11 protein-coding genes are annotated in these 14,717 nt (G+C 29.8%); 10 read left to right on the top strand and 1 reads right to left on the bottom strand.

Going from position 1 to position 14,717, the window contains the following annotated elements; genetic code table 11:
• The first annotated feature begins 195 nt into the window (after nucleotides 1-195).
• The 10 genes from ACQPUW_RS03335 to tlp all read left to right on the top strand — a co-directional run bounded on the left by ACQPUW_RS03335 (nucleotide 196) and on the right by tlp (nucleotide 13,221).
• A complete protein-coding gene (locus ACQPUW_RS03335; protein WP_430836085.1) occupies nucleotides 196-3,945 on the top strand; it encodes a phosphoribosylformylglycinamidine synthase in 3,750 nt (1,249 codons plus the stop codon).
• A gap of 12 nt (nucleotides 3,946-3,957) precedes the next feature.
• Nucleotides 3,958-4,437: a 5-(carboxyamino)imidazole ribonucleotide mutase gene (purE, locus tag ACQPUW_RS03340; protein WP_430836086.1), complete on the top strand. Its 480-nt coding sequence runs from the start codon at nucleotides 3,958-3,960 to the stop codon at nucleotides 4,435-4,437.
• On the top strand, nucleotides 4,437-5,147 hold the full coding sequence (purC, locus tag ACQPUW_RS03345; protein WP_221862360.1) for a phosphoribosylaminoimidazolesuccinocarboxamide synthase: 711 nt from the start codon (nucleotides 4,437-4,439) through the stop codon (nucleotides 5,145-5,147). Before purE ends, purC begins: the two co-directional genes overlap by 1 nt.
• A 31-nt stretch (nucleotides 5,148-5,178) precedes the next feature.
• Entirely contained in the window at nucleotides 5,179-6,618 is a 1,440-nt protein-coding gene (purF, locus tag ACQPUW_RS03350) for an amidophosphoribosyltransferase (RefSeq protein ID WP_430836087.1), read from the top strand.
• A gap of 10 nt (nucleotides 6,619-6,628) precedes the next feature.
• The gene (purM, locus tag ACQPUW_RS03355) at nucleotides 6,629-7,630 is read left to right on the top strand and encodes a phosphoribosylformylglycinamidine cyclo-ligase (protein WP_430836088.1); all 1,002 of its coding nucleotides are present in this window, start codon (nucleotides 6,629-6,631) and stop codon (nucleotides 7,628-7,630) included.
• Complete coding sequence (gene purN, locus ACQPUW_RS03360) at nucleotides 7,618-8,232, top strand: phosphoribosylglycinamide formyltransferase (RefSeq protein ID WP_430836089.1); 615 nt, start codon at nucleotides 7,618-7,620, stop codon at nucleotides 8,230-8,232. The genes purM and purN overlap by 13 nt, the downstream gene beginning before the upstream one ends.
• 13 nt (nucleotides 8,233-8,245) lie before the next feature.
• Entirely contained in the window at nucleotides 8,246-9,748 is a 1,503-nt protein-coding gene (gene purH / locus ACQPUW_RS03365) for a bifunctional phosphoribosylaminoimidazolecarboxamide formyltransferase/IMP cyclohydrolase (protein ID WP_430836090.1), read from the top strand.
• Between the two features lie 169 nt (nucleotides 9,749-9,917).
• Nucleotides 9,918-11,168, top strand: a complete 1,251-nt coding sequence (purD, locus tag ACQPUW_RS03370) for a phosphoribosylamine--glycine ligase (RefSeq protein WP_430836091.1) — start codon at nucleotides 9,918-9,920, stop codon at nucleotides 11,166-11,168.
• 194 nt (nucleotides 11,169-11,362) lie between these two features.
• Entirely contained in the window at nucleotides 11,363-12,814 is a 1,452-nt protein-coding gene (locus ACQPUW_RS03375; protein WP_430836092.1) for a glycosyltransferase family 39 protein, read from the top strand.
• A gap of 179 nt (nucleotides 12,815-12,993) precedes the next feature.
• Complete coding sequence (gene tlp, locus ACQPUW_RS03380; protein ID WP_430836093.1) at nucleotides 12,994-13,221, top strand: small acid-soluble spore protein Tlp; 228 nt, start codon at nucleotides 12,994-12,996, stop codon at nucleotides 13,219-13,221.
• A gap of 96 nt (nucleotides 13,222-13,317) precedes the next feature.
• On the opposite strand, the gene ACQPUW_RS03385 is transcribed toward tlp, so the two are convergent.
• A complete protein-coding gene (locus ACQPUW_RS03385) occupies nucleotides 13,318-14,457 on the bottom strand; it encodes an NAD/NADP octopine/nopaline dehydrogenase family protein (protein ID WP_430836094.1) in 1,140 nt (379 codons plus the stop codon).
• Between the last annotated feature and the right edge of the window lie 260 nt (nucleotides 14,458-14,717).

Genomic DNA, 14,717 nt, shown 5'->3' on the forward strand with positions numbered 1-14,717 from the left:
AAATGTTAAAAATAATTAAAAATACGTAATAAATATTAAGGTGAATAAATTATTATTCGTATATATACGAATAATAATAAAAAATAAAATAATAATGTTGACATACAATATGGGGGGTGCTATTCTAAAATTACCAAAACAAATGTTGGGAATAAGTAATAATATTCGTGTTTTAGAATTGGTGGAGGGGAAGAAATGGTTAATAATAGAACAATTTTCGTTGAGAAAAAAGAAGGATTTAATGTAGAAGGAAAGCTTTTACTAAATGACTTTATAGAGAATTTAGGAATTGAGAACCTAGAGAGAGTAAGAGTTTTAAATAAGTATATAATAGGAGAACTTGAAGAAGATTATTATAGACAAGCATTACATACAATTTTTAGAGAACCACCAGTAGATAATGTATATGAAGAGAAAATTAACATAGAAGATGATGAAATTGCTTTTGGAGTTGAATATTTACCAGGTCAGTATGATCAAAGAGCAGATTCAGCAGAAGAATGTATAATGCTATTAACAGCTGAAAATAGAGTAGAAGTAAAATCATCAAAGGTTATTATCTTAAAAGGTAACCTGTCTAAAGAAGTAGTAGATAAAATAAAAAATTACTATATCAATCCTGTCGATTCAAGAGAAGTAGATATATATTCAAATGAATTATCAAAAGAGTTTAATGTTCCAAAGGATGTAGAAATATTAAATGGATTTATAAATAAAGAAAAAGAAGATTTAAAAGAACTCCATAAAAGTTTAGGACTTGCAATGAGTCTAGAAGATTTAGAAATGATAAGAGATTATTTCAAAGAAGAAAATCGTGATCCAAGTATAACGGAAATTAAAGTTATTGATACTTACTGGTCAGATCACTGTAGACATACTACATTCGAAACATCTATAAAAGAAATCCAAATTGAAGAAAATAAATACACAAATCCGATAAAGAAAGCTTATGAAGCTTATATAAAATCAAGAGATTTTGTATATGGGGAAGATACAAATAGAAAAGTAAGTCTCATGGATATAGCAGTTATAACTATGAAAGAAATGAAACTTAAAGGAATGCTTAATGATTTAGATCTTTCAGATGAAATAAATGCATGTTCAATAAAAGTTAATTTAGAGACTGATAAGGGAATAGAAGAGTATCTTTTAATGTTCAAAAATGAAACTCATAACCATCCAACAGAAATTGAACCATTCGGAGGAGCAGCAACATGCTTAGGTGGTGCTATAAGAGATCCACTGTCAGGAAGAACTTATGTATATCAAGCTATGAGAGTAACAGGAGCTTCTGATCCAACTGTAAAAATAGAGGAAACTTTAAAAGGAAAACTTCCTCAAAGAACAATAACACTTGGAGCAGCTCATGGATATAGCTCATACGGAAATCAAATAGGACTTGCAACTGGACAAGTTGATGAGGTATATCATCCAAATTATGTAGCAAAGAGAATGGAAATTGGAGCAGTTATTGCAGCAGCACCAAAAGAAAATGTAGTAAGAGAAGAACCAAGTGAAGGTGATTTAGTAATTTTACTTGGAGGTAGAACTGGAAGAGATGGAGTTGGAGGAGCAACAGGTTCATCTAAAGAGCATACTGAAGATTCAATAGAAAATTGTGGAGCAGAAGTTCAAAAGGGTAATCCAGTAGTTGAAAGAAAGATACAAAGATTATTTAGAAACAAAGAAGTTTCTACAATGATAAAGAGATGTAATGATTTTGGAGCTGGTGGAGTATCTGTAGCGATTGGAGAGTTGTGTAGAGGTCTTAGTATAGATTTAGATAAGGTATTAAAGAAATATGATGGTTTAGATGGAACAGAACTTGCAGTATCAGAATCACAAGAAAGAATGGCTGTAGTTGTAACTAAGGAAAATGCAGAAAAGTTTATAAAGCTTTCAGAAGAAGAAAACTTAGAGGCTGTAGTAGTTGCAGAAGTTACATCTAATGAAAGATTACAAATGAAATGGAGAGATAAATTAATAGTTGATATAAAGAGAAGCTTCTTAGATACAAATGGAGCAACTCAAACTACAAATATTAAAGTTAAAGCTCCAACTGGATATCCATATGAAGTTAAAGAGTGTAATGTAAGAGAACAATGGATAAATACTTTAAAGGAATTAAATGTTTCTGGTAAACAAGGACTAATAGAAAGGTTTGATTCAACTATAGGAAGTAATACAGTTCTTATGCCTCTTGGAGGAAAGTATCAAAAAACTCCTGCAGAAGGTATGGCAGCTAAGATACCAGTGTTAAATGGTGAAAGTAAGGATGCTTCACTTATGGCATATGGGTTTAATCCATATCTTGGGACATGGAGTCCCTTCCACATGGCATTCTACTCAGTTATAGAATCAGTTACTAAGATAGCTGCTATGGGCGGAGATTATAGAAAGATAAGACTAACCCTTCAAGAATACTTTGAAAAACTTGGAAGTGATGAAGAAAGATGGGGTAAGCCATTTAGTGCATTACTTGGAGCATATAAAGCTCAAATAGATCTTGGAATTCCTGCAATTGGAGGTAAAGATTCAATGTCAGGAAGTTTTGGAGATATAGATGTACCACCAAGCTTAGTATCATTTGCAGTAGTAGTAGAGAAAGCAAGTAAGATTATATCACCAGAATTTAAGAAAGCAAATTCAACTGTAGTACTTTTAGAACCAAGGAAATTAGAAGATGGAACAATTGAAATGGAAGGTTTTAAGAGAAATTTAGAAAGATTATATAATCTTATTTCTGAAGAAAAGGTAATATCAGCTTACTCACTTAAATTTGGAGGAGCAGCTGAAGGTATTACAAAGATGGCACTAGGAAATAGAATAGGAGTTTCAATAAATAATATTTCAAAAGAAGAGCTATTTGGATTTAATTATGGAAGTTTAATCTTAGAAGTTCCAGAAGAGATAAATATAGAAAAATCATTTGAAGGAACAAGATATAAAGTTATCGGTAAGACTTTAGAAACTTCACATGTTAGATGCAGTCAATATGATTTAGATTTTAATATAGAAGATTTACAAAATGCTTATGAAGAAAAATTAGAGACAGTATTTAAATCAAAGACAAAGATAAGAGATGAAAAAATAGAAGTAGATTTAAAAGAAGAGAGAGGGGCTACAGCATCAAAGGTTAAAGTATCAAAGCCTAGAGTTGTAATTCCGGTATTCCCAGGAACAAACTGTGAATATGATTGTGCAAGAGCATTCAGAAATGAAGGAGCTGAAGTTTCAGAAGTTCTTTTAAGAAATTTAAATAAAGAAGCTCTTTTAGAATCAATAGATAATTTAAAAAGAGAGATTGATAGATCACAAATAATAATGCTTCCAGGAGGATTCTCAGCAGGAGATGAGCCAGATGGATCAGCTAAGTTTATAGCAACAATATTCAGAAACGAAAAAATAAAAGAAAGTGTCATGGATCTTTTAAATAATAGAGATGGATTAATCCTTGGAATATGCAATGGGTTCCAAGCACTTATAAAGTTAGGGTTACTTCCACATGGAGAAATTAGAGATATAGAAGAAGATATGGCAACACTAACTTACAATGATATAAATAGACACATGTCAAGTATGATAAATACAAAGGTTGTATCTAAGAAATCACCTTGGTTTACTGAAGTTGAACTTGGAGAAATTCATACAGTTCCAATATCACATGGTGAAGGAAGATTTGTTGCGCCAGATAGTCTATTAAATGAACTTAAAGAAAATGGACAAATAGCTACACAATATGTTGATCTAAATGGTGAAGTAACAATGGATATGCCATATAATCCAAATGGTTCATTATTAGGAATTGAAGGAATAACAAGTAGAGATGGAAGAATACTTGGTAAGATGGCTCACAGCGAAAGAATTGGAGAAAATCTTTATAAAAATATAATAGGAAACTTTGATCAAAAGATATTTAAATCAGGAGTAAATTATTTTAAATAAGGAGTGTTTTAAATGAAAGTAGCAATATTTTTTGGAAGTAAATCTGACACAGAAGTTATGAAGGGTGCTGCAAATGCTTTAAAAGAATTCAACGTTGAATACAAAGCATATGTATTATCAGCGCACAGAGTGCCAGAAAAACTTATGGAGACTTTAAAGACAATAGAAGATGAAGGTTGTGAAGTTATAATTGCAGGTGCAGGACTTGCAGCACATCTTCCAGGAGTAATTGCAAGCCATACAACAATGCCAGTTATAGGTGTTCCAGTAAAAGCGGCAGTTGAAGGCATGGATGCATTACTTTCAATAGTTCAGATGCCAAAATCAATACCAGTTGCAACAGTTGGAATAAATAATAGTTATAATGCAGGAATGTTAGCAGTTCAAATGCTTTCATTAAAATATCCAGAGATTAAAAAAGATTTAATTAACTTTAGAAGTAGAATGAAAAAAAGATTTATAGAAGAAAATGCTGAAGGAGTGGAATTATAATGACTAATAAATTAGAAATGTTATATGAAGGAAAAGCAAAACAAATATTTAGAACTGATAAGGAAAATGAGGTTATAGTTCATTACAAAGACGATGCAACAGCATTTAATGGAGAGAAGAAAGCTTCAATAGATAATAAAGGAGTTTTAAATAATGCAATAACATCTAATATTTTCGAAATGTTAAATGAAGCTGGAATAAAGACTCACTTTATAAAGAAGTTAAATGATAGAGATCAATTATGCAAGAAGGTAGAGATAGTTCCTCTTGAAGTAATAGTTAGAAATGTAGCAGCGGGAAGTATGGCAAAGAGACTTGGACTTGAAGAAGGATTTGAGCTTAAGACTACAGTATTTGAATTATCATATAAAGATGATGAACTAGGTGATCCACTTATAAACGATTATCATGCAGTAGGAATTGGAGCTACAACTTTTGAAGAGCTTAATAAAATTTATGAAATGACAGCTAAGATAAATGATTTATTAAAAGAGTTCTTTAAGAAGCAAAATATAAATCTAATAGATTTTAAAATAGAATTTGGAAGAGATGAGAATGGGGAAGTTTTATTAGCTGATGAAATATCACCAGATACTTGTAGATTTTGGGATGCTACAACTGGAGAAAAGCTAGATAAAGATAGATTTAGAAGAGATATGGGAAATGTAGAAGAAGCATATCAAGAAATATTAAAGAGAATTAAAGGGTAAAAAGTAATTTTAAAAAGAGAGGTAGTGGCTTATGATTAATCCGCATAATTTTGATATTATGGATCCACAAAATGATAAGTTTAAAGATGAATGTGGCGTTTTTGGAGTTTATTCAAGTAGACCAATGGATGTTGCATCTGTAACATACTATGGACTATATGCACTTCAACATAGAGGACAAGAAAGTACTGGAATTGCAGTAGCTAATGGAGAAGAAATAAAAGCACATAAAGGACTTGGAATTATAACAGAAGCTTTTAATAAAGAAGATTTAGAAAAACTAAGAAATGAAAATGGAAATATTTCAATTGGTCATGTTAGATATTCTACTGCGGGATCTAAGACAATTGAGAATTCACAACCACTTTTAAGTAGTACAAAACTTGGCCCTATAGCAACAGCTCATAATGGAAACTTAGTAAATGGGGATGTTATAAGAGAACTATTAGAAGATGGTGGACATGTATTCCATACATCAGTAGATTCAGAAGTTATAACTAGTCTTATAGCAAGAGGATCAAAAAGGGGTATTGAGAGAGCAGTAATTGATGCTATATCAGCAGTTAGAGGATCTTTCGCTATGGTAATTATGACAAAAGATAAACTTATTGGGGTAAGGGATCCAAATGGAATAAGACCATTATGTCTTGGTAGATATGAAGAGGGATATGTATTAGCATCTGAAAGTTGTGCACTAGATGCAGTTGGAGCAGAATTTGTAAGAGATGTTGCAGCAGGTGAAATAGTTGTTATAGATGAAAATGGAATTAAGAGCTATAGATATTCAGAAAATACATCATGTCAAACTTGTTCTTTTGAGTATATATACTTTGCAAGATCAGACTCTACTATAGACGGATTAGATGTTCATACTACAAGAGTTAAACAAGGAGAAGAACTATTTAAAGAGTATCCAATAGATGCAGATTTAGTAGTTGCAGTACCAGACTCTGGAATACCAGCAGCTATGGGTTATGCTAAGGCTTCTGGAATACCTTATGATATTGGATTTGTTAAAAATAGATATATAGCAAGAACATTTATAACTCCTTCTCAAGAAATGAGGGAAAGAGCAGTTGCAGTTAAGCTTAATCCATTAAAGATTAATGTAAAAGGCAAAAGAGTAATATTGATAGATGATTCAATAGTTAGAGGAACAACTTCAAAGCATTTAATTGACTCATTAAGAAGAGCAGGTGCTTTAGAAGTACACTTCTTAGTTGCATCACCTATAGTTAAGTATCCATGCTACTTTGGAATAGATACGCCATATAGAAGTGAATTGATTGGCGCAAATAAGAGTGTAGAAGAAATAAGAGAAACAATAGGTTGTGATTCTTTAGGATATTTAAGTCTTGAAGGGGTATATGCAAGCTGTGATGGAAGACGTAACTTTTGTGTTGGATGCTTTAATGGAATATATCCAGTATCAGCACCAATGGAATCATTAGATGATAATCTTGAAAGGTAGGATTTAAGATATGATAACTTACAAAGATAGTGGAGTAAATATTGAAGAAGGATATAGATCAGTTAAGCTTATACAAGAATATGCAAAGAAAACTATGGGAGAGTATGTTTTAAATGGACTTGGTTCATTTGCTGGAATGGTAGAGCTTCCATCAGGATATGAAAAACCAGTTTTAGTTTCAGGTACAGATGGAGTTGGTACTAAAATTGATATTGCATGCAAAAAGAGAAAGTATGATACAGTTGGTATTGATTGTGTTGCAATGTGTGTAAATGATATTTTATGTCATGGTGCTAAGCCGTTATTTTTCTTAGATTATATAGCATGTGGAAAGCTTGAAGCAGAAGTTTCATCAGATTTAGTAAAGGGTGTATCAGATGGATGTATTCAATCAGACTGTTCTCTAATTGGTGGAGAAACAGCTGAGATGCCAGGGTTTTATAAAGATGGAGATTACGATGTAGCAGGATTTGCAGTAGGAATAGTTGATAAAGATGAAATTATAAATGGGAAAAATATAAAACCAGGAGATAAATTAATTGGAATTAAGTCATCAGGAATTCATTCAAATGGCTATTCTCTAGTTAGAAAGTTATTCAAGGATTTAGATGAAGAATTTTTAGGTAGACCATTATGGGAAACATTACTTGTACCTACAAAGATATATGTTAAACCAGTTTTAAAATTAATGGAAAAATATGAGATAAAGGGTATGTCTCATATAACTGGTGGAGGATTTATTGAGAATGTTCCAAGAATGTTTAGTAAAGATGGATTAACTGCTGTTATAAATAAAGGTAGCTATCCATTACCAGAAATATTCGAAAAGATGATTGAACTTGGAGTAGATAAAGATCATATGTACAATACTTTCAACATGGGAATAGGGTTTATACTATGTGTAAATGAAAAAGATGTAGATAGTATACTTAGAGATTTATTAGAAATGGGAGAAGCTGCTTATGAAATAGGAAGTGTTATCTCAGGAGGTGAGGGCGTTTGTTTAAAATAGCAGTCCTTGCATCTGGAAGTGGAAGTAACTTGCAATCAATAATAGATAATATAGAAAATGGTTTTTTAGATTGTAAAATAGATATGATTGTAGGAAGCAAAGAAGGAATATATGCACTTGAGAGAGGGAAAAAGAATAATATAGATACTTTTGTTATATCAAGAAAAGAGTATGGACAAGGTACATCAGATAAGATATTAGAACTTGCAAGAGAGAGAAAAATTGATCTAATTGTCCTTGCTGGATATTTATCTATATTAGATGGGGAGCTTTTAAAGGAATATAAAGACAGAATTATAAATATTCATCCATCTTTAATTCCATCTTTTTGTGGTGATAAGATGTATGGACTTAATGTCCATAAAGCAGCAATTAATAAGGGAGTAAGGGTATCAGGATGTACTGTTCATTTTGTAAATGATGAGGTAGATGGGGGAGAGATAATCCTTCAAGAAGCAGTTCCAGTACATTTTGAAGATACTCCAGAAGAACTTCAAAAAAGAGTATTGGTAAAAGAACATAAACTACTTCCATTAGCTATTAAGTATATAAGCGAAGGAAAAATAGAGATTAAAAGTGGTAGAGTAAATATTTTAAAATAGGGAGGACCTTTTCATGAAAAAGAGAGCTTTAATTAGTGTATTTGATAAAGAGGGAGTATTAGAATTTGCAAAATTCTTAAATGATAGAGATGTTGAAATTATATCAACAGGGGGAACATATAGACATTTAAAAGAAAATGGTGTGCCTGTAATTGAAGTAAATGAAATAACGAATTTTCCGGAAATGTTAGATGGAAGAGTTAAGACTCTTCATCCAATTATCCATGCAGGTATACTTGCTATTAGAGATAACACTGAACATATGAATACATTAAATTCAAGAGAGATTAATACAATTGATTATGTTGTAGTTAATTTATATCCATTCTTCCAAAAGGTTCGTGAAGATTTAAGTTTTGATGAAAAGGTAGAGTTTATTGATATTGGTGGGCCAACAATGCTAAGGGCAGCAGCTAAAAATTTTAATGATGTTGTGGTTATATCAGATAAAAATGACTATAAAAATGTAATGAATGAAATCGAAGAGTCAGGAGAGGTATCAACTAAATTTAGAAAGAAGTTAGCTGGTAAGGTATTTAATTTAATGAGTGCATATGATGCTGCAATCTCAAACTTCTTATTAAATGATGAAGAGTATCCAGAATATCTTTCAGTTTCATACAGAAAGAAGCAAGGATTAAGATATGGAGAAAACTCACATCAAAGTGCAGCTTTCTATGAATCAACTATGGTAGATGGAGCAATGAATACTTTTGATGTATTAAATGGTAAAGAATTATCATATAACAATTTTAAGGATATGGATATTGCATGGAAGTGCGTTAATGAGTTCCAAGAGCCAGTTTGTTGTGCATTAAAGCATAATACACCATGTGGAGTTGCATCAGGAAAAGATGCATACGAAGCATATATGAAAGCTTACGAAGTAGATCCAACTTCAATATTTGGTGGAATTGTTGCATTTAATAGAAAAGTTGATAAGAAAACAGCAGAAGAAATGGTTAAAATATTCTTAGAAGTAATTGCAGCACCTGATTATGATGAGGATGCATTAGAAGTATTAAAGACTAAGAAGAATTTAAGAGTTCTTAAATGTCATAATGCTCCTAAGGACGATAAATATATGGTTACAGTAGACTGCGGAATATTAGTTCAAGAAGAAGATAAAAAGCTAATTGACGAGATAAAGGTTGTAACAGAGAAAGTTCCAACAGAAAAAGAAATGCAAGATTTATTATTTGGTATGAAGGTAGTAAAGTACGTTAAATCAAATGCTATAGTTGTTGCAAATGATGGAGTAGCACTTGGAATTGGAGGAGGTCAAGTTAATAGAATATGGCCAACAGAAGATGCTTTAAAGAGAGGAACTGGAGCTACAATACTTGCATCAGATGCCTTCTTCCCATTTAGAGATGTTGTTGATAAGGCAGCAAAGGCTGGAATTAAAGCAATAATCCAACCAGGTGGATCAATGAGAGATCAAGAATCAATAGATGCTTGTAATGAGCATGGAATAGCTATGGTATTTACAGGACTTAGACATTTTAAGCACTAGAATATTTATAGTATAAATAAAAGCATAAGGAATATATCTTGTAACTTACGGGGAATACCTCTTAAAGTCACTTCTCGATATATTCCTTATTGCTTTAATAGAAGAAATTTTGAATGTTTAGATATTACTTATAGAATTTTTAATAGTTTTAAAAGGAGTTTTGAGATAGATGAATATACTTTTGATTGGATCAGGTGGAAGAGAACATGCTTTAGCATGGAAATTAGCTAAAAGTGAAAGAGTTAATAAGATATACGTAGCTCCAGGAAATGGCGGAACAGCGAATCTAGAAAAATGTACTAATATAGATATAACTGATATTGAAGAATTAATAAAGTTCTCAAAGGATAACAATATAGATTTAACAGTAGTAGGACCTGAAGAGCCTCTTATAAAAGGAATAGTTAATAGATTTAAAGAGGAGGGGCTTAGAATATTTGGGCCAGAAAAAAGTGGAGCAGAACTTGAAGGAAGTAAGAGCTTCTCTAAAGATTTTATGAAAAAATATGGAGTCAAAACTGCTGAGTATGAAGTTTTTTATGAAGATGATAAAGCTAGAGAGTATCTTAAAACTTGTAAATATCCAGTAGTTATAAAGGCAGATGGGCTTGCAGCCGGTAAAGGTGTTGTAATATGTGAATCTTTAGAAGAAGGATTAGAAACTATAGATTTATTTATGGTATCTGATATCTTTAAGGGCGCAGGTAAGAAGATTGTAATTGAAGAATTCTTAAAGGGTGTTGAAGCATCTATTTTATCCATTACAGATGGACATACTATAATACCATTCCTTTCAGCAAAAGATCATAAGCAAATATTTGATGATAATAAAGGACCAAATACAGGGGGAATGGGAGTTGTATCTCCAAACCCATATGTTACAGAAGAAGTTTTAGAAGATTTTAGATTAAATATAATGGAAAAAACTTTAACTGGAATTAGAGAAGAAGGATTTGATTTTAAGGGAATTATTTTCTTTGGAATTATGATTACAGAAGATGGTGCCAAATTACTAGAATATAATGTTAGAATGGGAGACCCTGAAACTCAATCAGTATTATCCCTTATGGAAACAGATCTTTTAGAGTTAATAGAAGCCTCCATAGATGAAAGATTAAATGAAGTGGAAGTTAAGTGGAAGGATGAAGTTTGCTTAAATGTTGTAATATCTTCAAGAGGATATCCAGGAGTTCCAGAAACAGGATATAAAATAAGTATCTCTGATGATGTTAAAGAAGATGTGTTTATAGCAGGTGCAAAACTTAAAGAGGATAATCTTATAACTAGTGGTGGAAGAGTTTTATCTGTTATCGGAAGAGGAAAAACTATAGAAGAAGCTAGAGAAAATGTTTATAAAAATATAGAAAAAGTTAACTTCGAAGGTGCATATTATAGAAAAGATATTGGAGTAGCTAAATAAGTTATAATATATATGTATATATTAAAAATTTATATAGAGTTCTTAGTTAAAAGACTAAGGACTCTTATTTATTATTAAAGTACTGTTATTATATAGTATTTAATTTTATATGTATGATATAATCATTTAAGGTATTGGGTATCAAGTATTATTAGGTATTATTAGGAAAATAATACTTAGAAATTTTATAAGGGATGAAGGGTTTAAAAATGTTTGTAAAGTTTATAAAGAGATCTGCCTGGTTAGTTGTAACACTAATAACAAGTATAATATTATTTTTAATGACTTTTTTAAGTATAAAGGATTTAATAAAGTCACATATATTATCAAATATGTCAGCACATATATCAGCGATAATATATATATCTTCAGCATTAATTATAGGATATTTGCTATATAAGATTAAAGATAATAAGTATTTTTTGATAGGATTATTTATAGTAGCTTTAATTATAAGAATAGTATGGGTTTTAAATATTAATAGTGAACCAGTATCGGATTTCACTGAAATGTATAAGGGTGCTCAGAATATGTTAAATGGGCAGACTGAAATTATAAAAAATAGTGAGTATTTTAACACTTGGGTATATCAGTTAGGATTTACATTTTTTCAATTTAACATAATTAAGTTGTTTGGTGATTCTATTATTGTTTTAAAAATTACAAGTGCCATAATATCAGCATGTATTCCACTTGTAATTTATTTAATTTGTAAATCACTAAGAAATTCTAAGACTGCTAGAATACCTGCTTTAATATATTGTTTTTATATTACAAGTATAACTATGACTTCAGTTTTAACTAATCAGCATCTATCAACACTATTAATTTATTTTGGTCTTTACATATTAATAAGTAAAGAAAAGAAGATTTTAAGTTTAATATTTTCAGGAGTAATAATATCAATAGGAAATATTATAAGGCCAGAAGGAATAATTGTTATAATTGCAATAGTATTATTTTTATTGTTTAAGGATTTTGAAAATATAAAAACACCTAAGGTATTTATGATTAATAATATAGGAAGACCATTAATAATAGTACTTGTTTATTTATTGACTAGTACTATTGTATCTATAGGATTTAAACAACTTGGATATACTGATTATTCATTATCTAATAGAGAGCCTTATTGGAAATTTGTAGTTGGATTAAATCCAAAACATGGTGGACTTTGGAATTCTGAAGATGGAGATTTAGTAAATAGATATCCATTGGGAGAAGAGAGAGATAATTATGAAAAGGAACTTGTATTAGATAGACTTAAGGATAAAGATAGTATGCTTAACTTATTTAAACAAAAGTTTAGTTATATGTGGGCAAAAAATGATTGGGGAAGTATTGCTTTTTCATTAAATTATGAAGGTGCATCAGAAGAGCTTGGAAAGTCACTTTTAAAAATAGAAAAGATACAGTTTGTTGGAATAATTGTTTTGGCATTTTTATCAGTACTATTAAGCATAATAAGGAAGGTTAAGTTTAGTTATTACCATCTTTTTATGATAATTTTAATTGGATATGTACTTGCACATTTAATAGTGGAAGTTCAGACAAGGTATAGGTATTTTATAATACCAACTATGGTTATATTATCTATAGAGATATTTTCATATATAGATATCAGATTAAAAAAGAAGCATTTTTAAGATGCTTCTTTTTTAAATTTTTCATATTTTAATATTCTTAAATATACAAATTTTAATAAAAGATGGAATGCATAAGAACTTTATTTATACAGAAAATATAAAAGAAGTTTTGGTTGTCTACAAAGGCTAAAAACTTTAATCTTATGATAATTAAATTTAATCAAAGGAGGAATTAAGATATGAAAAACAAGCCAGATGATAGAAGAGACAATGTAGATAGAATACAATGTAACATAAGTGACACTATAAGAAATATTCATCGTGCTGAAGAAATGATTGAAAAAACAGATGATGAAAATACAAAAAGAGAATTAAGTGAAAAAAATGAGAGAAGAGAACAGTCACTTGATGCCTTAAGAAGAGAAATTAAGGACGAAGCAATTGATAAAGAAAATGGATATAAGTAATTTAATAATTAAAATTATTAGTATATAAATAATATGGTTTAAAATACTACCTATTATAGAAACATATATAGGTAGTATATATAATTATAAGATAAATTATTTAAAGTTTTTATAGTATTTAATTAAATCAGATTTTGTTTTAATTCCTTTGTTTTGAGGAATAATAAGCTCATTCATATCTTTGCCAATAAGCTTAGAGTCTATTAAATATTCTTTAGATAGTAAATTTTGAGCCCAATAGATTACCTTATCTATAGTAGGCGTATCTATTACACAAATCTCTGCAAAAGCTTTTATTATACATAATCCAAATTGAATATCTTCTATAAAGTATCTGGAGTTTAGATCAGGTATATAATTTCCAGAAGCATCATTTGCCATTGGAGTTCTGATTCCTTTAAATCCAGTTGTAGTTCTAATTTTATTAGTTAATTCTTCTGTACTAGATGTTTTAAATATTAACTTTATTTTCTCAAAGTCATCTCTATTAAAATCATTAAATTCATTTAATGAATCTAATATTTCTTCTAATTCATTATCAAGTTTTAATAGAGTATCAGAAGCTAAATTACCCCATTCTTCATAAAAGTAAGGGTTCCTATCATAAACTACTCCATCTTTATAATCTTTAAAAAGCTCATAAAGCCTTGAAGGATGCATAGTAGGATTTGATGGAGATAATGTTATTGCTAAATAATTATCTAATGGGGAGCAATCAATATCTATTAAATTATCAATTGTCTTACAAACATTATCTGAATACTTATATGGTATTACACTAAGCTTCATAAGTTCATTTTTTTGTTTTAAATGAACGCATTCACCGTAAGATTCTAACCTTGTTACAGAAGGAACTGTTTGACTTCCAAAGAATACACACTCCTTTTTTAATAGATTATCTATAAAAAATTCCTTACCACCCAAGCCTGGTATAGCCCCTATTACAGTTCCTTTCTTAGCGTATCTACTTATTTCTTTTAGTGTTTTTTCAATCATGAAAGATGGGTGTGTTATTAAAATATAGTCACAATTACAAACAACTTCCTCTAAATTAGATGTGATACAGTGTAATTTTACATTGTAATATGAATTTTTTTCTTCATCAACTAAAACTAAAGATTCTTTAAATGACTGAGGCTTGGATGTATGTATCCAAACTTTACAGTTTTCCTTTGTTGACACATATGCAGCAAGATAAGTACCAATATTACCTGCACCTATTATTCCAATATTCATATTTTACCTCCTAGTCTTAAATTATAAATTCTATTAAGTGTATGAAATTTCAATTAACACTTTTTGTTAACATAATACAAATTAAATATTTAAAATAAATTAACAACGTAATTAGGTATTATATTATATTCATTCATAAATAATAAATTTTTATATTTTTTATAAAATATTTTTTATTTATGGAAATACTATTATAGGAAAAAGAGTAGCTATATATAAAAGATTATTAAATAGTTAATATGAAACAAAAAATTTAGAAA

Origin of the sequence: Clostridium sardiniense (assembly GCF_050584765.1) — a bacterium.
In the GTDB taxonomy this organism is placed as follows: domain Bacteria; phylum Bacillota; class Clostridia; order Clostridiales; family Clostridiaceae; genus Clostridium; species Clostridium sardiniense_A.

Excerpts from the sequence above, each read along its gene's own strand:
- ACQPUW_RS03335 (WP_430836085.1), top strand. The coding sequence starts at position 196 with ATGGTTAATAATAGAACAATTTTCGTTGAGAAAAAAGAAGGATTTAAT.
- purC (WP_221862360.1), top strand. The coding sequence starts at position 4,437 with ATGACTAATAAATTAGAAATGTTATATGAAGGAAAAGCAAAACAAATA.
- ACQPUW_RS03375 (WP_430836092.1), top strand. The coding sequence starts at position 11,363 with ATGAAGGGTTTAAAAATGTTTGTAAAGTTTATAAAGAGATCTGCCTGG.
- purF (WP_430836087.1), top strand. The coding sequence starts at position 5,179 with ATGATTAATCCGCATAATTTTGATATTATGGATCCACAAAATGATAAG.
- purH (WP_430836090.1), top strand. The coding sequence starts at position 8,246 with ATGAAAAAGAGAGCTTTAATTAGTGTATTTGATAAAGAGGGAGTATTA.
- purM (WP_430836088.1), top strand. The coding sequence starts at position 6,629 with ATGATAACTTACAAAGATAGTGGAGTAAATATTGAAGAAGGATATAGA.
- ACQPUW_RS03385 (WP_430836094.1), bottom strand. The coding sequence starts at position 14,457 with ATGAATATTGGAATAATAGGTGCAGGTAATATTGGTACTTATCTTGCT.
- purD (WP_430836091.1), top strand. The coding sequence starts at position 9,918 with ATGAATATACTTTTGATTGGATCAGGTGGAAGAGAACATGCTTTAGCA.
- purE (WP_430836086.1), top strand. The coding sequence starts at position 3,958 with ATGAAAGTAGCAATATTTTTTGGAAGTAAATCTGACACAGAAGTTATG.
- tlp (WP_430836093.1), top strand. The coding sequence starts at position 12,994 with ATGAAAAACAAGCCAGATGATAGAAGAGACAATGTAGATAGAATACAA.